This window comes from Sulfurimonas aquatica (genome assembly GCF_017357825.1).
GTDB lineage: Bacteria > Campylobacterota > Campylobacteria > Campylobacterales > Sulfurimonadaceae > Sulfurimonas > Sulfurimonas aquatica.
Map to the genome: position 1 here is coordinate 1,797,089 of NZ_CP046072.1, position 24,128 is coordinate 1,821,216.

Annotated in this window: 24 protein-coding genes and 1 pseudogene; 8 read left to right on the forward strand and 17 right to left on the reverse strand. The window is 33.5% G+C overall.

The features are described from left to right. Window positions 1-4 precede the first annotated feature (4 nt). The 8 genes from GJV85_RS08555 to thiE form a co-directional block, all read right to left on the reverse strand. Window positions 5-2,047: a TonB-dependent receptor plug domain-containing protein gene (locus tag GJV85_RS08555; protein ID WP_207560973.1), complete on the reverse strand. Its 2,043-nt coding sequence runs from the start codon at window positions 2,045-2,047 to the stop codon at window positions 5-7. Between the two features lie 2 nt (window positions 2,048-2,049). Continuing rightward, the gene (locus GJV85_RS08560; RefSeq protein ID WP_207560974.1) at window positions 2,050-2,460 is read right to left on the reverse strand and encodes an ExbD/TolR family protein; all 411 of its coding nucleotides are present in this window, start codon (window positions 2,458-2,460) and stop codon (window positions 2,050-2,052) included. Continuing rightward, window positions 2,444-3,028, reverse strand: a complete 585-nt coding sequence (locus GJV85_RS08565) for a MotA/TolQ/ExbB proton channel family protein (protein WP_207560975.1) — start codon at window positions 3,026-3,028, stop codon at window positions 2,444-2,446. Before GJV85_RS08565 ends, GJV85_RS08560 begins: the two co-directional genes overlap by 17 nt. A 5-nt stretch (window positions 3,029-3,033) precedes the next feature. Next, window positions 3,034-3,741 (reverse strand): TonB family protein, encoded by a 708-nt coding sequence (locus GJV85_RS08570; RefSeq protein ID WP_207560976.1) that lies wholly within the window; start codon window positions 3,739-3,741, stop codon window positions 3,034-3,036. Between the two features lie 92 nt (window positions 3,742-3,833). Next, window positions 3,834-5,183, reverse strand: coding sequence for a cryptochrome/photolyase family protein (locus GJV85_RS08575; protein ID WP_207560977.1), 1,350 nt, complete (start codon window positions 5,181-5,183; stop codon window positions 3,834-3,836). Then, window positions 5,180-6,124 carry a YbgA family protein gene (locus GJV85_RS08580; RefSeq protein ID WP_207560978.1) on the reverse strand — a complete coding sequence of 315 codons (945 nt, stop codon included), beginning with the start codon at window positions 6,122-6,124 and terminating at the stop codon, window positions 5,180-5,182. Before GJV85_RS08580 ends, GJV85_RS08575 begins: the two co-directional genes overlap by 4 nt. After that, entirely contained in the window at window positions 6,124-6,906 is a 783-nt protein-coding gene (gene thiD, locus GJV85_RS08585; protein ID WP_207560979.1) for a bifunctional hydroxymethylpyrimidine kinase/phosphomethylpyrimidine kinase, read from the reverse strand. Before thiD ends, GJV85_RS08580 begins: the two co-directional genes overlap by 1 nt. A 2-nt stretch (window positions 6,907-6,908) precedes the next feature. Next, the gene (gene thiE, locus GJV85_RS08590; RefSeq protein WP_207560980.1) at window positions 6,909-7,535 is read right to left on the reverse strand and encodes a thiamine phosphate synthase; all 627 of its coding nucleotides are present in this window, start codon (window positions 7,533-7,535) and stop codon (window positions 6,909-6,911) included. Window positions 7,536-7,687: 152 nt separating this feature from the next. Here thiE and GJV85_RS08595 point away from each other — a divergent pair, with 152 nt between their 5' ends. After that, window positions 7,688-8,044, forward strand: coding sequence for a hypothetical protein (locus tag GJV85_RS08595; protein WP_207560981.1), 357 nt, complete (start codon window positions 7,688-7,690; stop codon window positions 8,042-8,044). Continuing rightward, window positions 8,019-8,315, forward strand: coding sequence for a hypothetical protein (locus GJV85_RS08600; RefSeq protein ID WP_207560982.1), 297 nt, complete (start codon window positions 8,019-8,021; stop codon window positions 8,313-8,315). The genes GJV85_RS08595 and GJV85_RS08600 overlap by 26 nt, the downstream gene beginning before the upstream one ends. 91 nt (window positions 8,316-8,406) lie before the next feature. Here GJV85_RS08600 and GJV85_RS08605 read toward each other — a convergent pair whose 3' ends face one another. Beyond that, window positions 8,407-8,889, reverse strand: a complete 483-nt coding sequence (locus GJV85_RS08605; RefSeq protein ID WP_207560983.1) for a pyridoxamine 5'-phosphate oxidase family protein — start codon at window positions 8,887-8,889, stop codon at window positions 8,407-8,409. Between the two features lie 117 nt (window positions 8,890-9,006). On the opposite strand from GJV85_RS08605, the gene GJV85_RS08610 reads away from it, so the two are divergent. After that, complete coding sequence (locus GJV85_RS08610) at window positions 9,007-9,924, forward strand: histone deacetylase family protein (protein WP_207560984.1); 918 nt, start codon at window positions 9,007-9,009, stop codon at window positions 9,922-9,924. 28 nt (window positions 9,925-9,952) lie between these two features. Here the strand turns inward: GJV85_RS08610 and GJV85_RS08615 are convergent, their stop codons facing one another. Continuing rightward, a complete protein-coding gene (locus tag GJV85_RS08615) occupies window positions 9,953-10,219 on the reverse strand; it encodes a hypothetical protein (RefSeq protein WP_207560985.1) in 267 nt (88 codons plus the stop codon). 17 nt (window positions 10,220-10,236) lie between these two features. Beyond that, window positions 10,237-10,653, reverse strand: coding sequence for a secondary thiamine-phosphate synthase enzyme YjbQ (locus GJV85_RS08620; protein WP_207560986.1), 417 nt, complete (start codon window positions 10,651-10,653; stop codon window positions 10,237-10,239). A gap of 254 nt (window positions 10,654-10,907) precedes the next feature. Here GJV85_RS08620 and GJV85_RS08625 point away from each other — a divergent pair, with 254 nt between their 5' ends. The 3 genes from GJV85_RS08625 to GJV85_RS08635 are packed head-to-tail and all read left to right on the forward strand — an operon-like array spanning window position 10,908 to window position 13,574. After that, window positions 10,908-11,894, forward strand: coding sequence for an SPFH domain-containing protein (locus GJV85_RS08625; protein WP_207560987.1), 987 nt, complete (start codon window positions 10,908-10,910; stop codon window positions 11,892-11,894). Between the two features lie 43 nt (window positions 11,895-11,937). Beyond that, window positions 11,938-13,194, forward strand: a complete 1,257-nt coding sequence (locus tag GJV85_RS08630) for a GGDEF domain-containing response regulator (protein WP_207560988.1) — start codon at window positions 11,938-11,940, stop codon at window positions 13,192-13,194. Between the two features lie 29 nt (window positions 13,195-13,223). Further along, entirely contained in the window at window positions 13,224-13,574 is a 351-nt protein-coding gene (locus tag GJV85_RS08635; protein WP_207560989.1) for a hypothetical protein, read from the forward strand. Between the two features lie 114 nt (window positions 13,575-13,688). Here GJV85_RS08635 and GJV85_RS08640 read toward each other — a convergent pair. After that, a pseudogene (locus GJV85_RS08640) lies at window positions 13,689-13,943 on the reverse strand (DEAD/DEAH box helicase family protein); the annotation flags it as partial. A gap of 272 nt (window positions 13,944-14,215) precedes the next feature. On the opposite strand from GJV85_RS08640, the gene GJV85_RS08645 reads away from it, so the two are divergent. Then, window positions 14,216-16,576 (forward strand): P-loop domain-containing protein, encoded by a 2,361-nt coding sequence (locus GJV85_RS08645; RefSeq protein WP_207560990.1) that lies wholly within the window; start codon window positions 14,216-14,218, stop codon window positions 16,574-16,576. 484 nt (window positions 16,577-17,060) lie between these two features. On the opposite strand, the gene GJV85_RS08650 is transcribed toward GJV85_RS08645, so the two are convergent. The 4 genes from GJV85_RS08650 to GJV85_RS08665 form a co-directional block, all read right to left on the reverse strand. Then, complete coding sequence (locus GJV85_RS08650) at window positions 17,061-17,723, reverse strand: hypothetical protein (protein ID WP_207560991.1); 663 nt, start codon at window positions 17,721-17,723, stop codon at window positions 17,061-17,063. Between the two features lie 61 nt (window positions 17,724-17,784). Then, window positions 17,785-18,117: a type II toxin-antitoxin system RelE/ParE family toxin gene (locus GJV85_RS08655; protein ID WP_207560992.1), complete on the reverse strand. Its 333-nt coding sequence runs from the start codon at window positions 18,115-18,117 to the stop codon at window positions 17,785-17,787. Window positions 18,118-18,692: 575 nt separating this feature from the next. Beyond that, a complete protein-coding gene (locus GJV85_RS08660) occupies window positions 18,693-21,239 on the reverse strand; it encodes an AAA family ATPase (protein WP_207560993.1) in 2,547 nt (848 codons plus the stop codon). A 175-nt stretch (window positions 21,240-21,414) separates the two neighbouring features. Continuing rightward, complete coding sequence (locus GJV85_RS08665; protein ID WP_207560994.1) at window positions 21,415-22,695, reverse strand: sensor histidine kinase; 1,281 nt, start codon at window positions 22,693-22,695, stop codon at window positions 21,415-21,417. A gap of 122 nt (window positions 22,696-22,817) precedes the next feature. Between GJV85_RS08665 and GJV85_RS08670 the strand changes: the two genes are divergently transcribed. Beyond that, window positions 22,818-23,510: a response regulator gene (locus tag GJV85_RS08670; RefSeq protein ID WP_207560995.1), complete on the forward strand. Its 693-nt coding sequence runs from the start codon at window positions 22,818-22,820 to the stop codon at window positions 23,508-23,510. A 97-nt stretch (window positions 23,511-23,607) separates the two neighbouring features. On the opposite strand, the gene GJV85_RS08675 is transcribed toward GJV85_RS08670, so the two are convergent. Next, window positions 23,608-24,090: a hypothetical protein gene (locus GJV85_RS08675; RefSeq protein ID WP_207560996.1), complete on the reverse strand. Its 483-nt coding sequence runs from the start codon at window positions 24,088-24,090 to the stop codon at window positions 23,608-23,610. Between the last annotated feature and the right edge of the window lie 38 nt (window positions 24,091-24,128).

The window sequence follows — 24,128 nt, forward strand, 5'->3', positions numbered from 1 at the left end:
TGTTTTAAAATCTATAGGTTAAGTCAAACCATGGCAGTAGAGGCAACTGCTTAGTAGAACCAGTAACATTATAGTTATCATCATAGATGATATCAGAGATATTGTCGTTATTTGTAATGTTCATAATCTCAAATGACCACTCAAAAGAACGTCCTTGTGCTAGTTTCATCTCTTGAGCTATTTTCACATTTAAAGAGAAGTAGTCAGGTAGCCTTGAGCTGTAAGGGTTTTCATAAATAGGTTTAACTCGAGTGCCGTCCGTGTAAGTTCCTATTACTTTTGTATATGGCGTTCCACTATGATAATTCATTCTTGTTGAGAGCGCCCAGTTATCCCAAAACTTCTTCCCCGCTATAAGTTGTAGAGTATGAGGAACTTCCCCATAAAATCTATGTAACTCTTGTACGTTTGCGTTTAGCTCACGTTCGGTTTTCATGTAAGTATAGGCAGCAAATGCATAGTAGTTACCCCGTCTTACTTTCAAGTTGGTATCTATACCATAAGCATACCCCTCCCCCACACTCTCATAGTTTGTTACATTATGATCTATAGCTAAATCATGATAGTTCTTATAAAACCCATCTATGTTAAACGTAATGCCATCAAAACCAGAGTTGTCATAATGAAGTATGTAGTGATCGGCTCTTTCATATTTTAAGTTCTGGTTTCCTATATCTTTTATCGTTCTTATAGTTTGTGGAAGTTGCGTATATATTCCTGTTGAAAAAGATATATTGTTAGCATCGTCAACTCTATAAAGTAGTGATGCTCTAGGGTCAAGATAAGCACCAAATGAGTTGTAGTCTGTATAACTATATCTAAGTCCATATCGTAAAAGCCAAGAGTCACTATATGAGTATATATCTTCTACAAAGAGTGTTCCTAAAGAAGTACTTATGTTATCCTTGATTGCATACTTATTTGCATCTGTAAAGTCAAAGTCTACATCATCAGCAGTTGGAATTTTTGAGGTATTAAAATCAATAGGAGATATAATGTTTTCTAACTCTACACCAGCCACTAACTTGTGGGAGTTATAACGGTAAGTACTCTGATGAAAGAGTCCAAAATCATGTGAATCGGAATTAGCGAAATAACCATCAAACAGAGCAGCTCTTTGATGCTGATATTTGTAGTAAAGCAGACTGTTTGACTCATAGTTTAGATAGTTACTCTGATGTCTAGCACCAATAGTAGTAAAGCCGTACTTCGCTTTTATAGTACCAACTGCTTCTGGGTCTTTGACCTCATTTTTAAAACTTGATATTTCAAGTGAATCCTCAGCAGAGATAAGCTCTAGGGAGAAAATATTGTGAGTATTTGGAGTGTACTGACCTAAAAATGTGATGTCATAATAGTTTGGAAACTCTGTATAAGTAGTATTCGTATCTTCATCAAGTGTTCCCGTTGCCTTTCCAACAGCAGATAAAAGAAGGTCAAAGTAACTTCTTCTAACACCAAGATAAAAGCTCACATCTTTACTAACCGGTACATTTATCCCAGCAGATGAGTCATATAGACCCATATGTCCATAACCGGAGAGTTCATCATCAGGGTATGAGGGTGTAACATTTATAACACCACCCATGGCATTTCCATATGTAACATCAAATCCAGCGAGATAAGCATCTATCTGCTCGATAGCATCTGGTGCTATGACAGAGTGTAAGCCACCCATGTGAAAAAGGTAACCGATAGGCAAATGATTTACAGTAGTGATAGACTCTTCAGGTTTTGAGCCGTAGATAAAAAGTTCCCCATTGTTATCGCCTACAGATGTTACACCGCTGAGGCTCTGTACTGCTTTTATAGGGTCACCTTGGATTCCGGGTATGAACATAGCTTCATCTTTAGTGATTCGTTTTTGTGAGGGCATAGCCTCAACAAACTCAGAGTAATCTTGGTACTCAGGCTCTTCAAAAACTCCTTCAAAGGCACTTTGCTCTATGAACCGACTCTCCTCTTTGGCGTTTACGTCTATGCTTCCTAAATCTACTGCGTAAGCCCAAGTACTTAGCATTACTAAAAAAATAAGACTCTTATACATTTTTATCTCCTCTGTTTTGTAAGTATGGCTATGTTTTGGATGTTGTTCTCTTTAAAAACGTCTAGTACGTCGACAAAACATCTGTGTGGTGTCTCGGCGTCTGCTGCTATCTGAAATATAGACTCTTTGTCCGCTCTGTTTTTTTCTACAATGAGCTTACTTAGAGTCTCACTCGTCACGCTCTCTTTGTCAAAGAAAGTTTTACAGTCCTCTTTTATGCTCACTACAAAAGTAAGGTTTTTCTTATACTTTACGTCTGTGCTATCTGATAGGGGAAGATTAAGTTCTATAACCTTTAACTGTAAAAAAGTCGTAGTAGTGATGAAAAAGATAAGCAGCACCAAAAGTAAATCTATAAGATTTACGGGAGCTATATCTAAATGAAACTGCTGTTTTTTACGATTTCTTCGCATCTTTTTCTCTTATAAGTCTATAGATTTTCTCTTCAAACGCCGAAACATTTTTCGTACTTACATACTCAAAACCTTTATAAAAAATCATACTGATAACCGCGACTATAAGTCCGCTCATAGTATCTATTAGCACCTCTTTAATTCCCTTTGCTATCACAGAAGGATCACTCAGACTAATGTCGCTTATACCCTCAAAAACATGCCAAACGCCAATAAACGTACCAATAAGTCCAAGCATGGGGGAGAGAACCGCAATGAGTCCTATAGTTGTAATGTACTTCATTGCGTACTGCTCATACATATCTATCTTGACGTTTACAAAGGAGTGAAAAAGCGTCTCAGAGTTTGAGTCAAAATCTCTTATCTCTTGGAGCGTCTTTCTTACATGAGCGTCTTTGATTGAGTCTATCTCATCGAGACTCTTTATCTCATCTAACTTTTTAAGCGTTTTATAAAGAGAGAAGTAACTATATAGTTTCTCAAAAACCATTACCATAACGATGCCTAAAGCTATAATGAGGATTTTTACAACCCAATCATTTTCCATCCATATCTGTGCTATATTCATCTTTTTTACCTCTGTAGTTTAAAGTTAATATCTATGTTAATCTCTAATGGCACTTTCGCTCCACTAGGTGGTTTTTCAAACTGTTTCATCTTTTTAAACATCTTTTTTACCGCCTTATTGAGTTCTTTATACTTTGAACTCTTAAGAATTTTAAACCCTGATACGTAACCATCTTTATCTATGATAAAAGAGACCGGTATGACGTCTTCTTGACCAAATCTTCGAGACTTTTTAGGGTAGTATTTATTTTTGTTTATCGTATCATATACCTCAGAGTAGTAATCTTCAACTTCTGAAGTAGTGGAAGTTGATGCCACCTCTTGTATGACTGGCTCCTCTTCAACAACCCCAACTTCTTCAATTATTTTTTCTTTAATCGCCTTCTCTTCAACTATAGGTTCTACTTTTTTTACTATAGGCTCTTTTTTAGGTAGAGGCTTTGGTAAAATCTTTTTCTTTTTCTTCTTCTTTGGTTTTTTGATAATTTTCTTTTTTATTACTTTCTTCTTGATTACTTTTTTCTTAATAACTTTCTTTGGTTCAACAACCTTTGCGACTTTCACCTCTTGAACTGGAGGCTTTGGTTGCACTATCTTTATCATTATGCTTTTAGTAGCTTTTTTATAACTCTTTATTTGACTCTGCTGATTAAAATTAAATGGGATAAAAACAATAGCCGTAAGTATAATTATATATAACAGACTTCGTATCACTCATGCTCCCTAATTTAAGTATCTATTTATTTATACTTATTATAACGAAGTAAAGTATCCATTCATAGTGTTGAAATGTCGATTAATCTCACTTAAGGCTTAAACGCCTCTATGGCTTTTTTAGCGGCCTCTTTATGATTTAGCATCGGTTTTGGATAGTTTAAAATATCATGTTCTAACAAGTACTCTTCTTTGTGAAGGTTTTTTACTTCCACATCCTTGAGCTCTTTCACGTACTTTTTTATATAAACGCCATCTTTATCAAACTTTTTACTCTGCAAGTAGGGATTAAAAACGCGAAAATAAGGTTGCGGATCAACTCCCGTTCCCGCACTCCACTGCCAAGACAAAACATTACTCGCTTTGTCATAATCCAGAAGACGTTGCGCAAAAAAAGCTTCTCCCCACTGCCAAGGCAGGAGCAAGTCTTTTGTAAAAAATGAAGCAACCACCATGCGAACTCGGTTATGCATACTTCCAGTTTGAATCAACTCTCTAACCCCTGCATCGACTATAGGAAATCCAGTTTTACCCTCACAAAAAGTTCTATACTTCTCTTCATTTTCAATACCATTAAAAGAGTACTTATAGTTTTCATTCTCAATTTGAGGAAAATGAAATAGCAGATAAGCGTAAAAGTCTCTAAAGATAAGCTGTCTTATAAAGGGCTCAATGTCTAAGTGAGAATTCTCAAATAAAAATCGTAAGACTTCTCTTACGCCGATAGTCCCAAAACGAAAATCAACGCTAAGTCTCGAACCAATGTCACTCTCTAAAAAGTCTCTTTTTTCTTTATAACTACTGATATTTTTCATAAAGATTTGAAGTTTCTCGTAAGGCTCAACTATATCTAGCGCCACCTCTTTAAAACCCATGCTTTGAAGCTCTAAAGAACTACTAAGAAGTTCTTCATTTTCATTTATGATTGTTAGATTTATATACTCTTCTTCTACTAAAGCATGCTCTTTTAAAGGGTATTCGTCTATGTTTTTAGAGTCTAAAATCTTTCTAGCTTTTTTATAAAAAGGAGTGAAAACGAGATAAGGAGAGCCGTCATCTTTAAGGACTTCATTGTGTCTGAATATATAGGTATCTTGGATATAACGAAAATGTATCTTATGAGATATCTCTAAATCTCTTTGTTTAGCGTAAGCGTCATAATCTCCAGACGCCACAACCTCATCAAAACCTTTTTTTAAGAAATATTCAAAGACGTCAGTTGGTTTAGCATAGAAAACTTTTAAATCCAAACCTATCTCTTTAAGTTGTTTTTTTAGTTTTTCTACATAAAAAAATATAAACGCGACTCTTTTATCATCTCTAGGGAGTGAAGATAAAATATTTTCATCAAAGATAAATATGGGAAGAACTTCGCCACCTAAAGATAAAAGAGGATTGTCTTTGACCCTTAAGTCTCTTCTAAACCAGAGTATTCGTCTCATTTTACGCTTTTTATATCTGAACGCAGTGCCAACTCTTTTGGATAGGGATGGATAAACTTCTGCCCTAGCAGATACTCTACGTCATATTTTTTCGCATAGATATAGAGCGTACTTAGAGGAACTATAACCGGAAGAATCTTACCTGCATAGTCATCAATCTGCTCATGGAGTATTTTCTTCTCATCCGAGTCTAAAAAGTTCTTTAAAAAACCCGCCATATGCTCTAAAACGTTTCTTGTTTTTCCCACGCTACTTTTTTTGGAGATTGCTATTTTAAAAAGCTTCTCATACTCTTTAAAAGTTGACTCGAAATCTTTTCCATCGTGACTGCCGACAATTTTGCCAAGCTCTCTATAAGATTTCTCATCCTTAGACTGGAGCAAGAACTTATATGACTGATGAAACAGTACTAAACTCTTCATCTGAGCGCCCTCTTTAAAGTTTTCAAACGCGTCATAAGCAAAGAGTTGCATCACAAAGTTTTCTCTAAGCCACGGGTCACACAGACGCCCCTCTTCTTCCATTGGAAGATAAGGAAACGCTTCTTTACACAGACCTGCAAAAACGCCATCGTCTTTTCCCTCGGCAAAACCATTTGGAAGATATACTTTTGAACTACTCATTCCACATGTTGGAGATTTTGACTTAAAGATGATGGCTCGAAGATCTTTTGTATTTATCTTCTCCAGCTCCTGATTAGACTTCTCTAGAAGTTCATCTGTAAGATTGTCACCAGTTTTGTTTGAGATGATATTTAACTTCTCATCCTCTTTTACCATTCTAATAGATGGTCGTGGAGAGCCAAAAGCAAGATTCTCGGGACAAAACGAGATATACTCCGCATAAGCGCTCAGCTCATCCATAACAAAGTCATCGCGTTTATGACCCTTATCAAATCGAATTTTTTCTCCTAAGAGACATCCCGAGACTGCTATTTTCATTATTTTACCTTTTCTCCAGCTGCTTTATGGTTTATAGGTCCAGGCCCATTTCCAATGTTTGGAGCAGACTCTATTGCTAGGTTGATAAACTCTTTTGCTCTTTTTATGGAAACTTCAAGAGAATGACCCAACGCTATGTTTGCAGTGATGGCGCTTGAGTAGGAGCATCCAGTTCCATGAAGATTTGTAGTCTCTAAATATGGCGTTTGAATGGCTACTTTCTTTTTACCCATAAAAAGCTGATCTAGACTTACCTTTCCCTCTGGAGTATCTACGACGTGGTTTTTAACTAAAACAGCCGTAGGAGCGTTTGTTATGCTCTCTAAAGAGCTATCGTTTCCATACTCATATCCAAAGAGGGCCTCGGCTTCATATCTGTTTGGCGTTAGAACCCTTGCATACTCAAACAACTCTTTCATAGCCTCAACGGCGTCCTCTTTTAAAAGAGGCGAACTTGCTTTTGAGATAAATACGGGGTCTAATACTATTGGTGTTTTTAAATCTTTGATAGACTCTTTTACAACCTCTATAATCTCTTTTGAGTAAAGCATTCCTATCTTTATGGCAGCCACGTCAAAATCTTTAAGCACTGCGTTAATCTGCTCTTTAACAAATGATGGACTTACCTCTTGGATGTCCGTTACACCCGTAGTGTTTTGAGCGGTCAGAACCGTTAACGCCGAAGTTCCAAAAAGTCCAAACGCCTCAAACGTTTTCAAATCAGCTTGTATGCCCGCTCCGCCACTAGAGTCTGAACCCGCTATTGTTAGTACTACTTTCATTTCTATTCCTCGTAAAATTTAGTATAAAATTTTGACTTCTCTTTTATATCTTCACACTTCCAAATGTCACTTACTAATGATATCATATCTGGTTTATGTTCCATAACTTCATCTATGTTATCTTTAGAAATTCCACCGATAGCACATACTGGAATATTAAGTTCAGCTCTTGCTTTGCTTAAAATATTTAAATCCACAATGTTCGCGTTAGGTTTGGTAGGCGAAGTATAAAATGAACCAAACGCCACATAGTCAACTCCAACTTCTTGCATACTTTTAGCAAGAGAAATGTCTCCATAACAAGAAACACCCAAGTAACCAGAAAAGTTTTTTCTAATCTCTTTGACTCTATGATGATCGCTCTTGCCAATGTGAAGAGCGCTAAGACCTAGCTCTATAGCTAGTTCTACCTTGTCGTTTAAAACAAATATTGCGTCGTACTCTTGACATAAACTCTCTAGCTCTATAGCTTTTTGTTTTATTTCATCTAACGAGCTTACTTTATCACGAAGTTGTACGATTTTAGCTCCACCCTTTAGTGACTCCGTTACTTGCTCCAATAGTGTTGCATTGGGAGTTAAAAGATCGTCTGTAATAACATACAATCCTCTTAATTTATCTAAGTTCATCATAAATCCTCATATATTTTGTTTATGTGAATTTTATCTTAGCTTAGCAAGCGTTTGTATGCTAATTATGTCGTTTGATTATAGAATTGTTTGTGTATAATGCGAATACAAATAAATCAAAGTGACTATGTTTGCTTATATTTAGGATTAACGTGAAGAAAATATTTTTTATACTATTGTTTATGCTTTGTACAGTCTCTAGCGCGACTACGCCAACAAAATACGATGCTATGATAGAGTCTCAGTGTCACTACATTGTCAATGGCACCGGAGTGGATAATGACTTCACTCATGTTTATATGGCGGGTTTGGTTACTAAACGAGTCTATACGACAGATTTTAAGTACTTAACAAAAATAGCCAAAACGTCTACAAGACAAAACACTATAAAGATTGCATGTGAAGAAGCACTTTTAAATACTAGTAATTTAAAGTTTGACGTAAAGTTTAAAAATGGATTGTCAATAACGCTAGATACTAGATATGCAAAACACTCAAAAAGAAAATAATTTATCTATGGCGTTAAAGAAACTATTTCATACTAAACTATTAGCCCTAGAAGATGGAAGCTATGATGTTTTTTACTATAAAAAACGCTACTTATTGTCCAAACAAACTGAGCTTAATGGAAAGCTTATAAAGCTATACGCAGAGGAGCTTGGAGATACTGATTTTATCAGTTTAAACTACTACCCACTCATTGGTGATGGACTATTAAGACCCTGTGAGATGCCAGAAAAAAAAGTTATTGACTTTGTTTTAAGTCTTAAAAAGAGTTAATTATTAAAAGAAGCGACAGCTATTCTCAACCGTTACTAAAGTTTATAGGTTCTTTTCTTCTAAATAGTCAAAAAGTCTAAAATGCAGTATATCATTTATGCCCTATACTCTTAGAGGCAAAGTTCCCCTCTTTATCCATCTTGTAAGCTGCACCAAATCCTAAGACTAAACTTTTTTCCTGTGGCACTAATCTAATTACTCTGAAGTCTTTCATATCTCTCAAAAAAGAGAGTTTGTCACCATATCTTTCATCAAATAGTTTAAATATTTTTTCACTATCACTCTCCGGACTACACTCTGCACTAAAATAGAGTCTATTTCTTGCATAGATATGATTTGCAGTTGCCTCATCTTCTATGATTAGAATATGCGCTTTTTTTGTTTCAATCATATTTGTATAATGAGGTAAGTTTGAACTCACGCAAATATAGTAATCACCCTCTAGTTTCACAAAAGGAGAGTAGTTTGTTAGGGGGTTTGCATCTTTATCTGCGCTTGAGACTATAAGACTGTACTTATCTTTATCAAAGCTATCAAATTGTTCTATTATCTCTGCATCGCTTAATTCATTCATTAAAATTTATCCTATTATTTTTTTATTTTTTACTATAGCCAATATTGTTTAAGACGGCTCTTATAACTTACTTTTATTAAAAGCAATGTTATACTTTTTAAAAGTAGGAGGTGTACTATGTCATCAGTTGCGTTTATATATGACCCCATATTCTTAGAGCATGATACAGGATTGTCCCATCCTGAAAACGCCAATAGACTTCGCTCAATCTTAAGAGCGATAGAACCACTTCGTGAGAAGTTACTCTTTCTAGAGCCTAAACCTGTGCCTTTAGATCTTGTTATGCAGGTCCATCCTAGTTATCATGTCGAATTTATTGAAGAGAAAAGTTTAAGCGGAGAAGCTATAGATAGTGATACACAAGTCTCAAGTGAATCTTACGAAGCGGCTTTGATGGCGGTTGGTGCTGGTAAAGAAGCTATAGATAAAATAGTTTCCCAAGAGATAAGAAGTGCATTTTGCGCCGTGAGACCTCCAGGACACCATGCAACCACTACTCAAGCTATGGGTTTTTGTTTGTTTAACAACATCGCGATTACAGCTCGCTATGCTCAGTCCATGGGGTATGAGAAAGTGATGATAATTGATTTTGACGTACATCATGGTAATGGAACTCAAGAGATATTTTATGACGATTCTAGCGTGTTTTACTTTAGCACTCATGAGTATCCAGCCTACCCTGGCACTGGTTCAATAGATGAGTGTGGGAGTGGTGAAGGAGAAGGATTTACTCATAATTTTCCAATGCGCTCATATAGTACAGATGATGACATCCTCCCTATTTATGAAGAGGATCTTTTAGACGATGTTGAGAGTTTTCAACCTGATATCATTCTAGTCTCTGCTGGCTATGATCTACATGCTGCAGATCCTTTAGCTCAACTACAAGTGAGTACGGAGGGCATCAAAAAGATTGTCGAGTCAATTATGCACTGCAGCAACGTTCCAAAAGTTTTTATGCTTGAGGGTGGTTACAATCTTAATGCGCTTGGAGAGAGTGTTTTTGAGACTATTGATGCGATGATATCTTCGTAGCTAGATCTATTTTTAAAGACGCTCCACCCTACTTCTTAGGCTCATCTGGTTTCTTTTGAAATGAGCTTGGTCTAAACTTGTGAGATATTTTTAGTAAAAAAGCGCTTGCCACTCCGCCTGCCGGAAGTATCCATAGACATGCTATAAATATCATTTTGCCTATGTCACCCATCTGCTCTGCAGCTTCTCTATACTCTCTGTTTTTTAACTGTTTGGGGATTTGTTTGGTTTCATGAAACTCTTGTTTCATTCCTTTAGATAACTTTTTGCTAAAGTGCTTTATCTTTTTTCTCATACTAAGTATCCATTACCCTATTGGCCATAAATGGTTATTATAAGGTTTCTTCCACTTGCACAATCTCTATGTTCGCCTAAATATATTCCCTGCCAAGTTCCAAGGTTTAATTTTCCATTTGTTATAGGTATTGTGAGAGATTGTCCTAGAAGTGAACTTTTAATATGTGCAGGCATATCATCATCACCCTCATAGGTATGAATATAATATGGTTTGTCATCTACGCTATCGCTAAAAAAGTTTTCCATATCATCTCTAACGCTTGGATCTACATTTTCATTTATGGCAAGTGAGGCACTGGTATGCTGTATAAATATATTTATCATGCCGGTGGATATATTGTAATTAGAGAGTAGTATGTTAATTTGATTTGTAATAATATGAAACCCGCGTTTGTAAGGCTTAAGAAGTAGTTCAGTTTGATATATTTTCATTTCTTATGGATTATCTCCCATTAAACGTATTTGTTTACATAGGGATTGTCCCCTATATAGTCTATTAATATAAAATCTTTAAATGATATATGTCATTGTTCCATAATTTTATATTACAAATGCAAACAGCTTTGTAGGATTGTATTATAAATAGTATGAATTTAAGTTATCACTCAGTGTAAAAGATATTTATATGACACAACCTGTCCCAAACTAGTTCTATAATTTTTATACTTAAAATATGGAGGTTCCAAATGGAATTTGTAAAAGCTAAACCAAATGAGTATCTAGTAGTAGCTAAAGCTGGGAATATTCAAAGTCTTGGAGTTGCTGGAAGTAAGTTTATATGGCCAGGTCAATCTTCTATTATGATACCAAGCACACAAATAGAAGCAGAGTTTGCTATGACGCAAGAGTCAAAAGACGGGATAGCTCTACGCTTTAAAGGTATAGTGGTTTATCATATTGACAAACCTGAAGTAGCAGCACAAAGGTTTGATTTTTCAAATGATGGACGGGCTGAAATAAATCATCTTCTAGCCAATGTTTCTCTTGGCGAATTACGAGATAAAGTATCTCATATGAATATGCAAGACTGTATAAACGAGAGAAAAACAACACTTAAAGACGCAATAGTTCAGGAGCTTGAAACAATCACAGATACTTGTGGCATAGCGATAAATGTTGTTCAAGTAGCACAGGTCTTTATCGTAGAAGAAGATGTAAGACAACAGCTTGAAGCAGAGGTTAGAAATAAACTTCGTGCAAATAGTGAACTATCAAACATTAAAACTTTAGAAGCTATAGAGCAAGAAGATGCCGCTTCTAAGCTTAGATTAAAACGTGATGAGTTTGAACATCAAAAAGAACGTATGAAAATTGACGGAGAAAGACAAGAACTTGCATTAAAAAATAAAAGAAAAGAGATGGAGGATACTCTTCCTTTTAAACTTTTTGAATCAGAACAGAAAATGACGCTGATGCAAAAAAAGTTGGAAGTTTATGAGTTTAAAGAAAAACTCAACCTAGTTAAAGCCAAAGCAAACCTTGTTGAAGAAATCGAAAGAAATAAAGTGAGAAAAGACATTTTACCGCTAGAACAGATTCCTGAAATTGCAGGAGCGGTTTCAAAAATGTTTAATGGAGCAAATTTGAGTTTTTATAATGATCAATCACAACTAATGTCTACAATTTCACCCATAATAGATAGGGTTTCAGAAGCTTTAAATAAAAATAAATAAATTTTATGTTTAACTGTGTCACTAAGTTTAAAGGGATATAAAAGTGAAAAATAAAATCTTACTTGTAGAAGATAATAGTGAGTTGTTACAACAACATATAGACCAAGTCTCTGTTCTTGGATATGAGTCAATTGGAGTGAGTAATTTTAAAGAGTTAAAAAATATATTAGATCTTGAAAAAGAAAATATTTTTATAGTATTACACGATCATATACTTGCTAATGATCTTGAGTCAAATGCTCTTGATCTGTTGATGCAAAATGATATACCTACAATAGTTTTTTCAGAAGTTTATAATGAAAACATAGCTGAAGAAACTGTCTTTAACGGTGCTTTAGATTATGTTGTAAATAATGAAGGCATTGATTATACATATATATTGCAGATGATTGAAAGAACATATAAAAACCAAGTTGTAAAAGCAATAGTAGCCGATGGAAATAAAACTGCTAGAGCGACACAGGTCAATCTTCTTAAAAAATTTAATATTGATTCATTTGAAGCAAAAAACACTCTAGAAATAGAGAGATTACTTCAAAAGAATAAAGATATTGGTTTAGTGATTGTAGATCAGTCTCTTGATGGTGAAACAGGTACGGACGTTATTTTAAAATTGAGAAAAATACACTCAAAAGACAACTTAGCAATTATTGGGGTAACGGAACATGGGCACTCTAGTCGTCTAGCGATAGAGTTTTTAAAAAAAGGTGCCAATGACTTTATAACAAAGCCCTTTATAAGTGAAGAGTTTAACTTACGCGTAATGCAATCATTAGATACTTTGGAGTTTATACATGTAAATAAACAAAGTGCTATGACAGACCACCTTACTCAAATGTATAACAAAAGAGCTTTTGAGTCACTTGGCGGTGAAATTTGTATTTTAGCTAAAAAAGAAGACTCAAATGTTGCATGTGCAATGTTAGACATAGACTTTTTTAAAAAAATAAATGATACATATGGGCATCATATAGGTGATAAAGTTTTAGTAAGTGTTTCTGAAATATTTAAAGAACACTTTAGAAAAAGCGACCTTGTAGCAAGAGTCGGTGGTGAAGAGTTTACTGTACTCTTAAGTAATATCAAAACTGAAAAAGTAGTTGAAATATTTGAAGAGTTCAGAAAAAAGATTGAAAGTAAGGTTATATCTACTGATAATGGAGATATAACTGTCACTATCTCCATTGGACTTTATTTAAGCAAAGAATACATACTCCATAACATTGTAGAAAAAGCTGATGGATTACTTTATGATGCAAAGAACAGCGGAAGAAATAAAATAAAGTTTTTAGAAAAGTAGTTATTTCATATATATATTAGGAAAGTAGAATGGTTGATAATAAGAGCGGGCATATAAAGATTCAAGAAATCAGTCATGGCACAGCCAAAATCGCAATAGCAAAATTGTTTTATTTTTGTGATTATGATGCACTAGGTTTTGAGTTCAAACTTAATCATAAAATTTTATATGATCATATAGAAAAATCTCTTGACCCAAGGTTTATAAAATTACTGCACAAATCTTTTCAAGAATATACAGAACAAAAACAACTGTTTATAGAATATTTAGAGTATAGAGTAATTAATCTAGAATATGATGAAAACAGTAAAAAAGATTTTGAAAATGCAGTTTATTATTTTAGAAATATATATTTTCCAAGGATTGAGAATAACATTTAAATGTATTTTAAAATTCCAATTTTCACCAAGAAAACAGTAAAACAATTTTTTATAGGCTACTGCAACACCTTGAACAGCACAGAAACGAATAGCTAATCGTGACTATGCGCTTAACTGACGAGGTGTGTAAGCCTCCGGCCGATAATAATCATAGTACGAAACAAAGTACTCGACATGATTGTTTGGGAAGAGTTGACTAAACTCAGAATATAATTGAGCTGCTAGAGTTTTGTTATGAGTCATAACTATAGTAGGCATTTTTACATTCTCTATAACTCTTGCCATAGTGTGTGTTTTACCGCTACCTGTTACACCTTCGAGTGTTTGGTAACGATTACCTTTTAGTATAGACTCACTTAGTACTTTTATAGCTTCAGTCTAGTCACCCGCTGGTTTTGAAGTATTTTTAGATGTGTGGCTGTTATATTGCTGCCGAGAAATTGTTACATATAAATCAATAAATAAGACATACCCTGTCTTATTAAAGATATAAGATTATCACTTAAGTAGTAAATGATAAAATATTTTGTTCAATATATTGATTGAACATCTTTAATAAAAGGGTATATAAATGAAAGTATTTTTCTCATATGGACAAATAAAACAAAAAATATACCAAAAAAAAATTTGAGAGGCAATTAATGATAAAAAAAACTATATTTATATCTTACGGACGTGATGTGAAAAACCCTCAGCACGTAGAACTTGTTAAGAAAGTAAAGTCAACCCTAGAGAAGGAAGGCTTTAATGTTTTAATGGACATTGAACAACTCCAAACTGGAGTAGATTGGGAGCTTCAACTAGAAAAAAATATTTCCCAGTCAGATTGGATACTTTTTTTTATAACACCTTATTCAGCAAGAAGACCTGATGGATACTGTTTAAATGAATTGTCTTTTGGACTTAGTTTGCGAAAGCCTATAGCTCCTATTATGGTTGATTTTGAAGTTGCCCCTCTTTCTATTTCTCGTATTCAGTATCTTGACCTTCAGCATGTTATTGATTATGATACGAAAATTAAAGAGATTCTTTCCGTGCTTAATGAGAGAAAAAAGCTTGGATTTGAAGGGGGTCATACAGCATTATTGAGTGTTCTTGATCCACTTAAATCAGATACAATTATAGCTAAGCATATTCATGGGTTTGTAGGACGTGAATGGATTTATATTGAAGTTGATCGTTGGCTCAAAGAAGAGAAAAATTCAAGAGTTTTATGGATTACCGCTGAAGCTGGCTATGGTAAGAGTGCCTTGTCAACTTTTTTAAGCGAGAAGCATCCTTCTTCTACAAGTGTTCACTTCTGTCAGCATGACTATAGAGAATCAAGAGACCCTATTCATATGCTTAAAGTACTTATTTATGAACTTAGTACACAGATTCCAGAGTATTATGAAATGCTATTAGGTATAAATTTTAAAGAAAAAATACAAGGCAGTGCAGAAAATATTTTTAAACAGATTTTACTGGAACCATTAGATAAAATTAAGAGACCAGAAAAAGATAGATTTTTTATTATCGATGCCTTGGATGAAGCAAAGGACGGCGACGAAAAAAACCCTATTATGGAACTTATCTCTAACCACTTTTCTGCTTTACCAGAGTGGCTAAATATAATTGTTACAAGTAGGCCTGAACCGGAATTAATGCGTAAATTAAAAAAGTTTAATCCAATTGAACTTAAAGCCAATAATCGAGAGAATTTTGATGACCTTGAAAAGTTTATCTTTCAAACTCTTCCAGAACTAGAAGCTTCTAAAGTGCAAGCATTGTTGAACAAAAGTGAAGGAAATATACTTTTTCTTAAAAAGATGCTAGAGCTGGAAAATATAAAAGATGATGATTTTAGGATTGAAGATATTGAAAAATTACCTATAGGTATGGAAGGCTTTTATCAGCAGTTCTTTGAGCGGAAATTTGATGATATTGAGCTGTATGAAGAGGTCTTTCTTGACTTAGTGAGCATAATTGTTTCTTCCCAAGAAGGACTACCTTCATTTTTAATCACTTATATTTTAGAGATGGGTGAGCGTGAGTATAATAAAAAAAGAGCAAGCTTTGGTTCTTTATTAGAAGAGCATAACTCACTTATCACTTTTTATCATAAATCTTTATTTGATTGGCTGAGTGATTATAGTATTAGTGGTGACTACTCCGCTGACATTAATAAGGGAAATCAGCTTCTTGCTAATAAGCTTTGGCAACTATACCAAGAAGATCAAAAAAAATTTCTAACTCATTATGAACATTACCTGTTACAGGCACTTTACGAAATAAAAGCATATGATAAACTTGAGATAATATTGCAAGATATTTGTTTTATAAAAGAAATGTTTTCCAATAATAAAGAGCTTGTGTATAAAGATATTTTGGATTTTTTAATGAAATCCAACTCGATCAAGATGGATTCAAAATATCAAAATATTAGTTTTATCGAATCGTGGCCAAATGGGAGTATTCTTTCTTCAGATAGAAGAAATATATTTATATGGAGCAAGAAAGGGGAGTTACAAAGTATTATCGAAGGACATACGGGCTTGATTAATGGTATTCAAATCTTGGATGACGGTAGAATTCTTTCATATTCAAATGATGCGACCATGCGCATATATAGCCCAGATGGAATACTTTTGGTTATTATGCAAGGTCATACCGATAGGGTCAATGGGATAGAAATATTAAATGATAATAGAATTCTTTCATATTCATGGGATACTACATTACGACTATGGAGTCCTGATGGAATGGCTGTAGCTATTATGTGCGGCCATAGTGATTGTGTCAATGGTGTAGAGATATTAAACGATGGAAGAATCCTTTCATATTCATATGATAATACATTACGACTATGGTCGTCAAGCGGAAAGCCTTTAGTTGTTATGGAGGGCCATACTAGCCCAATTAATATCGTTGAGATATTGGCTGATGGTAGGATTATTTCATCGTCAGTAGATAATATATCATTTATTTGGAGTTCAAAAGGTGAATTACTTGAAAAGCACTAAAACTATAGTGAATTTTATGCATTGGTAAAATCATTCTTATAGGCTAGAGTTCAACTAGTGAAATAATCTCAATAAATTTCCTCTACTACAGAGATCTTTTTCACCTTGATCAGCTTCATGTAGCGAAGTGCTTAATGAAGGCTATATAACTCAAAATAAAGCTCAGTACAGCTCTTTAACTACAGTTTCCTCACTCTTTTGTCTAGGTAAGAGTTAAAACTGCTGTAACGATAAGTATTCAAAATATAGCTTGTACTACTTCCTGTCGAGCATCTGGAGAGATTTTTGAATATCTCATGAGTTGTTTTAAATATTTATGGCCTGAAAGTTTAGCTGTGAGTACAGCTAGAAGGCTTAAGCGAATCTCATCTTCCCATCTTTACTCTTTCGCTGATTTTTTTATCATAGAGTCACTTACAGATTCCCATAAAAGCTTATTGGAATGTTCCCTATAAACTAGACAAAGTAAAAGCTTTGCAGGCTACTATATTTTAATAATTTTATTAAATTTACTTGCCATTATATGATCTATTACCATTTTACTAGAAAGTATGTCTTCTTTACTGGTTATCTCTATCTCTCCAAGATCATGCTTCATATGTGAGATAAGGCCGCCAATCCCAACAAATTTTTCACAGGATTCACCATCTTTGCTTATTAAACATGTTTCACCATATTGTTCTTTATACCATGCAACAAAATCTTTTTTTTCATCGATTGTAAACTGTTTAAATGAAACTTTACGAAAAATATGGGACTGTAAAAAGAATTTGTCAATTGTGTCAGAAACTTCTTTCCCACAAATTAATGAAACTTTCATTACCCATTCTCTAAAGAGCTTTTCTTCATTGTCATCTAATTTTCCATCATCTATAAATTTAATAGTTAAAAATTCTATAAACCCTTCGTAGTATTTCAATTTTGCATTAAAGACGGCAACATTCTTTTCCTTTAAAATTTCATTTGATGACTGCTGTCTTAAGAGCATAGCTGTAATCACTACAGTAATTATTGCACCCATGAAGCCTGCTATAATTTCTTGTGCATATGTAGTTGATACTTGATTGTAAAAAAACAAGCTAAAAGTTATGAAGCCTATCGTAACCAAGACTACTATACTTAGTAAATTAACTAGGTGATTTTTCATATAAATAATCCTTTTTTTACTGTATCATTTTGTAAGATGATATCATAATTATTCTATCTAATTATAATAAGTTATTCTCTTTAAAAATATTAAAAATAATTTTATCATCAATATTTTCTAATTCACTTTTTGCGTACATACTCATAAGATATAAGTTGTTGTCTTCATCTATGTAGTAATAAATAACTCTAAATCCACCACTTTTACCTGTAGGATTTGAACTATTGGCTAGTCTTATTTTATAGCATTCATGGCCAAGTTCTATTCCAGATTTAGGATTTTCTAATAGTTCTTTATTTAATACTTTTAAATCACTTGGTAGCTGTTTGTATTTTTTATAAAGCCTCTTAACATCTTTTTGAAAACAACTAAGAGTTTTAATGTTCAAGTTCATTAGTTAACTCATCAAGTGACTTCTTTAATTCCTTCGATGCTGCATCAAAATAACTATAAAACATAATTGGCTTTTTGCTCACTAATATACGATGTAATTGCTTCGGTAATTACATCTGATCTGTTGATAGAAAATTGATTTGTATAAGCATCGATTTCTTCTACAACAATCTTGAATAGGATTCTTAAACACTCTAAACACCTCAGAAACAAACAGTTCTAAGTAATATTAAGCAGCTAACTCTTTTGCATGTAAGCCTCCGGCAGATAATAATCATAATTTAAGTAAATTACTTAATTGAATTTAATCTAGGTTATAGGGAATATTCCTATCTTAACCATCTTATAAATTGTAAACCTTATTATGCAGGTATCCCCTAGCAATCACATTGAATTTATTTAAGAGAAAAGTTTATATCAAGAGACGATAGATAGTAAATCCTATGAAGTAGCTTTGATAGTAGTTGGATTAATAGAAGATAGAACAAGCACTTTTTGACCTAAAAGTCCTGATTAAAGAGATATAATTAGAAATAATCTATTAATTTGAACTTTCACCTAACAGCTATAACTAAATCAACTAACCATTTTTTGAGTCATTATTTTATCTAGTTGCTCTTCATGAATAACCTCTTGACTCAGTAGAACATTCGCAACCCTTGTAATGCTTTTCCAATTCTGATCAATCAAGGCTTGTGTTACACCTTTTAACCTCTCTAAAAGTAGTACAACCTTTGAATCTATAACACTTTTTTGAATGTCAGAAAGTGTAACTGACTGTAAACTGATGAAACCTAACTCTTTATCCATTCCATAGTAAGCAATCATTTTATATGCAAGTTTAGTTGCCATATCGAGGTCTGAAATCGCTCCTGTATCACATGCATCATCTCCATACTTCTTCATCTGAGCCATTCTCCCAGCAAAAGCTATGCATATTTGAGATTCCATATCTTTTTTTGACATGTTTGCATTTGCATTTTCCAGATTAAAAGAGACAAAGCCCAAAGCATTTTCTCTTGGAGTTATAGTCACCTGTTCAATCTTAAGTTTAGACATCAATGCATTAGAGATTACAGCATGCCCCGCTTCATGAAAAGCTGTTGAAGAAAGACTATTTTTTTGACTTTCACTTAAAACTTTTTTACCATATTTTTCTATGTTTATCTGTTCGATAACTATCTCTTGAGTTAATTGCTTCAGATTATTTCGTATGGCATATAAAGAACTTTCATTAACAGCTTTTTCAAGTTCTGCACCTGTCATTCCAGATGTATACATAACAAGTTTTTCAATGTCTATGTCATTTGAAGTTGGTCTTTTTAATATTTTTTTCATAAAAGCTTTGCGCCCTACTTTGTCTAAAACAGGAACCTCTACTTGAAGTTCAATTCGACCAGCACGTAAAATTGCTTCGTCTATCTTCTCTTTGTAGTTTGTTGCAGCTATTATGAACACATTATCTTCAGTTTCATCCGAGAATCCATTGATCTGTGTTAATAATTCATTAATTGCAGCTGGTGACTTCGTATCATTTCGATTTCCAAAAGTATCTATTTCATCTATAAATATAATAGAAGGCGCATAATCCTTAGCTCTTTGAAATACTTTTTTCATCATTGAGTAATCATTGTTTGCAAAGTCCATTAAATCATTTGCCGTAGTTTCTATAAAGGGCAAGTCTGCATAATTCGCAAAAGCTTTCGCCATCATTGTTTTTCCTGTTCCGGGTTTCCCATAAAGTAACATTCCTTTTGGAATTTTTGCATCAAAAAGTTTAAGTTGATCTGGGTTTTTCAAAAGGTTTGCTATCTCTTTTAATCTCTCTATCTGTTCAATATGACCATCTATGTCTCCAAACGAAGTCTTCGGGACTTCAAAAGATATGGAACCATCACCAACTGTATCAACAACTTTTTCGACTTTTTTAAACTCAATATTGTCGATAAAATATATTAAACTATCTCCCTTTTTTTCTACATGATCGGTAAGTTTCAGAGTCATATTTTTTCTAAAGAGGTACTTCAAAAGAGAGCCATCGTGCATCCCAGAAGCTATGTTCTTTTTAGAGTAATCCATTACATTTTTACTGACTATAATTTCAATCTTGCTTACATCTTTCCATGACAAGTTGTATTTTAAAAGATAATTTGTCAACTTATCTGCAAACTGTTCATAAATTTTGGCTTTTACTCTTCTAGCATCTATCTCTGGAGCGAAACATAGAAGTTGAGATTGAATAAAAGGTATACTTTTGGAGTTGTATGTGAATTTTAAATCGTATTTTGACGTCAGTTCTCTCAACTGTTTTGTAAATGCATCGGCCGCTATTTCTCTTAAGGATTTCATACTATGTTTGTTAAACAACACTATTTTCCCTTGTGACAAACGCGAAAGCATCTCTGGCACTATTGCCGGTATTTCTACATTTGCTTCTCTTTTCTTCTCGTGAGCTAACTCTTGAAGAATCATGGATTCTGCTTGATACTTGTCAGTGTCTATTGAGTTTAAAAAATCTTGATTGTTGTAAAGAGACGAGCCAAGATTAGAAGTAAATACTACTATAGTTTGTGTAAAATCAACTTTTGTTATTCGCTCAGTGACCCTTCTCTTATGATCCTCATCATTTGAATTGAATATGTCAAATTCGTCTTCGTCAAGTGATGCGGGAATCCATCCAAGAGCATCTATCAAGTATCCAGCGCTCAACATAGGTAAAAATTTTCTCTGAACTATTGTATGTGCCTTTTCAAACTCGTCTATTAAAATCACGGTTTTTGGATTCTCACGAACGAACCCTGTTAAATCTCCGATGCTTTCGGTACCATAACCTTTATCGGTTCCAAATAGGTTCTGTCCGTCGTTGTGAGTTTGATAGTCACTCATACTCGTTTCATAAAAGCTATAGCCTTCGAAATTTTGAGCCATTACCTGTGACATATAAGTTTTACCAGTTGCTGGAGGTCCAAGAAAAAAATAAATATGCTTTGGAGTCTCTTTTGGATCGACTATTCTGTTTTTTACACTATCGACCACTGCATCAATCGCAAGATTCTGTCCATATATTTGGCACTGTAATGCTTTTTTTAATTTTACTGCTTCTTCTAGTGGATCTAACTTCATAGTTTCAACCTTTAAGTTTTGTTATGATGTAGTTTATTCAAACAATATGACAAGTAGTGTCACACAATAGGATTTGATGTATTTATTCGCACTTATATAGAGTATTTTAGATGGTTCCAGATGAAAGGAGAAGATAATAAATAATTCAACTCGTTAAAGAGCTGAATCCCTTACTTTAAAATTTCAATGAAAAGAGATACTTCTCTTTTGAGTCAACTGAATATTCACCTTTTAGCTGCGATGTGGATAAATTTTGAATTAGTAGACTCCCTAGAGATTTATTGTGTTTGTCATACCCAACACCATTGTCTGCATATATGAATGAATAGGTATTTTCTTTTTTTAGAGTAATGGAGACTTTTGGATCTTCAATGTTTAAAAAAGCATGTTTTATAGAGTTTGTTATTAGTTCGTTGATTATAAGAGCCAATGGAGTAAGTTTTTCAACACTTAAAAACAGATCTTCTTTGCAACTCAGTGTAAATGTTATCTCTTTGTTTAACACCTTGTATGGTTCAAGCATGGCATCTAGATACTCGCTCATGTTTACTGCCCCAACATGTTTCGAATTTTGAAGGTTTTCATGCATAAGGGAGATGCTACGAATTCTGCTTATTGTGTCTTGTAGATACTCTTTAACATCAATCTCTTTAACTCTACTTTGTTGTAGTGTGAGGATACTTATGATAGACTGTAGATTATTTTGAACTCTATGAGACAGCTCTTTAAACAGAAGTTCGTTCTGTCTTAGTTTTAATATCCCATCTTTGTGTTTGTAAGAAATTGCAAATGAGAATATAATCGATTCTAAAAGAAGAGAAAATTCAATAATATAAGTCATTTTTGGACTTAAGTCGAGAACATCGAAGTAACTTAAAAAAGCGATGATAACCGAGATAAGTAGACCCATTAAACCAACAAGATAAAAATAAGCATAAACTTCTTTTTTCGCTAAACTAAGATAAGATGAAATTCCCACAAGTAAAAAAGCGAGTAAGATGATATATACAATAGCGATGTTCACGATTATGCTGATGGTATTTGTTATAGGAAAAACAGAGAGTGCAAACAAGACTAAAAGAGGGTATTGTAAATATATAATATACTTATCTGCATTAGAGTTAATTTTTTGCAAATTTAAAAAGTTTCTACTAAATGATAAGAGTGCCAAAACCGCTAACAAAAAGAACCCGACGGGAACACCCTTCATGCTAAACTCAAGTAGTCCATCGTCAAACACACCGGTATAAAAAAGCATAATGACAAATACTAACACATGAAATAAAAAATAATCTGCATAAGCTTTGTCTTTTATTACAAGATAATAGGCTAGATTGTAAAGCACAATCATGCCAAATGCACCTAAGAACAATAAGTTTAACTGCTCATACAGCTCAAAAGAAGCTGCATTTGCATAAACGGATAGCAGGAGTAAACCTGAAAATATTTTTAACATTACTTTGCCTTTTTGGAGCTACAATTGTAGCTAAAGTGTTCCTAATTTGAATTTTACAAGTGTAAAATAAAATTGTGACAAAATTTGTTACGTTTATTTATATAAATTGAGTAAGATGCAGTATGAAAATTTTGATAGTAGAAGACGACTTCTTGATAGTCGCACAGATACAAGAGTGCTTAGAGAGACTTGGACATGAAGTTTTGGCTACATTTGACGATGCCAGTTTAGCCTTGACTTTTGTAAAAAACAATAAACCAGACTTTGTATTTATGGACATCGAGTTAAATGGTCCACTAGATGGTATACAGTGTGCAAATGCTCTAAAGAATAGATACTCCATTCCATCTATATTTGTAACTTCACACCACGAAACCGATATTTTAAAAGAGTCTATGGCTGCTACTCCTTTAAACTTTCTGCCAAAACCATTTGAAGATAGTAATATCGAAGCCGTTGTTGCACTTGCAGAGATAACTCTTAAACTAAACCCAGTTAATAGCACTCCAAGTATTATTCAACTACAAGATTATGAATTTAATTTTGAGTACAAGCTATTAAAGAAAAATGATCAGGTTGTTAAGCTTACAGATAAAGAACTGCTCTTAGTATCGATTTTATTCAAAAATATTGGAAATATAGTAAGTAAAGAAGAGATAGGTAAATATGTTTACGAAGGTAATCTAACTACGGATAGTTCTCTAAGAAGACTTGTAAGTAGAACAAGAGATAAGCTTCCTGGACTCAATATTCAATCTGAATCAAAACAAGGTTATTTTTTAACTGAAGAAAAAACAAACAATTTAAACCGTTAACATAAAAGAAGTTTAAAATTATCCATTAGTCTTGTCTGCTAGGGGATACAGTTCCAAGGGATGAGACAGAGAAAGAGAAAGATCTCTTACATTAAATCTAGTGCATATACTTCGTTAAACCATTTAATTTCACATCCTTTTTCCATTCTTCGAATTCTGCTAAATAGTCAATTTCTAGAAGATACCCGCCTGTCCCAAATTCAAATTCAAGCATTTTATACATAGCAAGTATGTATTGTTTTTTAAGACTAATTAGTTTCATATCATTCTTATCTGTCTCAAACCCTCGATTCTGAAGCTTTTTTATGTCAAGACTAGAGGTAACTGCAGCTTGAATTTTTTCTAACAATGATTTTCTTTTAATTAAAAGTTTTTCTTCACTACCATAAATTTTCTGAATTAAATGGTTCTGCCTATCGTATTTCTTAGATGAATATTTTATCCATATTAAAAAGTAATATGATATAAAATCTAATCCTATAAAATCTAACCGCAAGGTCTCTTCTGATACACCCTCAGAATATATAAATAATTTTTTCCTTATTGCTAATTCTCTTCGCTGCATTTCAAATAATTCCATGTTAAATCCTTCTACAAAATGATATACATTTTTTGAGA

Coding starts and splice junctions, on each gene's coding strand:
- GJV85_RS08565 (WP_207560975.1), bottom strand. CDS start 3,028: ATGAATATAGCACAGATATGGATGGAAAATGATTGGGTTGTAAAAATC.
- GJV85_RS08675 (WP_207560996.1), bottom strand. CDS start 24,090: ATGGAATTATTTGAAATGCAGCGAAGAGAATTAGCAATAAGGAAAAAA.
- GJV85_RS08600 (WP_207560982.1), top strand. CDS start 8,019: ATGCAAAACACTCAAAAAGAAAATAATTTATCTATGGCGTTAAAGAAA.
- GJV85_RS08670 (WP_207560995.1), top strand. CDS start 22,818: ATGAAAATTTTGATAGTAGAAGACGACTTCTTGATAGTCGCACAGATA.
- GJV85_RS08560 (WP_207560974.1), bottom strand. CDS start 2,460: ATGCGAAGAAATCGTAAAAAACAGCAGTTTCATTTAGATATAGCTCCC.
- thiE (WP_207560980.1), bottom strand. CDS start 7,535: ATGAACTTAGATAAATTAAGAGGATTGTATGTTATTACAGACGATCTT.
- GJV85_RS08620 (WP_207560986.1), bottom strand. CDS start 10,653: ATGAAAATATATCAAACTGAACTACTTCTTAAGCCTTACAAACGCGGG.
- GJV85_RS08615 (WP_207560985.1), bottom strand. CDS start 10,219: ATGAGAAAAAAGATAAAGCACTTTAGCAAAAAGTTATCTAAAGGAATG.
- GJV85_RS08635 (WP_207560989.1), top strand. CDS start 13,224: ATGGTTGATAATAAGAGCGGGCATATAAAGATTCAAGAAATCAGTCAT.
- thiD (WP_207560979.1), bottom strand. CDS start 6,906: ATGAAAGTAGTACTAACAATAGCGGGTTCAGACTCTAGTGGCGGAGCG.
- GJV85_RS08580 (WP_207560978.1), bottom strand. CDS start 6,124: ATGAAAATAGCAGTCTCGGGATGTCTCTTAGGAGAAAAAATTCGATTT.
- GJV85_RS08665 (WP_207560994.1), bottom strand. CDS start 22,695: ATGTTAAAAATATTTTCAGGTTTACTCCTGCTATCCGTTTATGCAAAT.
- GJV85_RS08610 (WP_207560984.1), top strand. CDS start 9,007: ATGTCATCAGTTGCGTTTATATATGACCCCATATTCTTAGAGCATGAT.
- GJV85_RS08555 (WP_207560973.1), bottom strand. CDS start 2,047: ATGTATAAGAGTCTTATTTTTTTAGTAATGCTAAGTACTTGGGCTTAC.
- GJV85_RS08625 (WP_207560987.1), top strand. CDS start 10,908: ATGGAATTTGTAAAAGCTAAACCAAATGAGTATCTAGTAGTAGCTAAA.
- GJV85_RS08645 (WP_207560990.1), top strand. CDS start 14,216: ATGATAAAAAAAACTATATTTATATCTTACGGACGTGATGTGAAAAAC.
- GJV85_RS08660 (WP_207560993.1), bottom strand. CDS start 21,239: ATGAAGTTAGATCCACTAGAAGAAGCAGTAAAATTAAAAAAAGCATTA.
- GJV85_RS08575 (WP_207560977.1), bottom strand. CDS start 5,183: ATGAGACGAATACTCTGGTTTAGAAGAGACTTAAGGGTCAAAGACAAT.
- GJV85_RS08655 (WP_207560992.1), bottom strand. CDS start 18,117: ATGAACTTGAACATTAAAACTCTTAGTTGTTTTCAAAAAGATGTTAAG.
- GJV85_RS08605 (WP_207560983.1), bottom strand. CDS start 8,889: ATGAATGAATTAAGCGATGCAGAGATAATAGAACAATTTGATAGCTTT.
- GJV85_RS08650 (WP_207560991.1), bottom strand. CDS start 17,723: ATGAAAAATCACCTAGTTAATTTACTAAGTATAGTAGTCTTGGTTACG.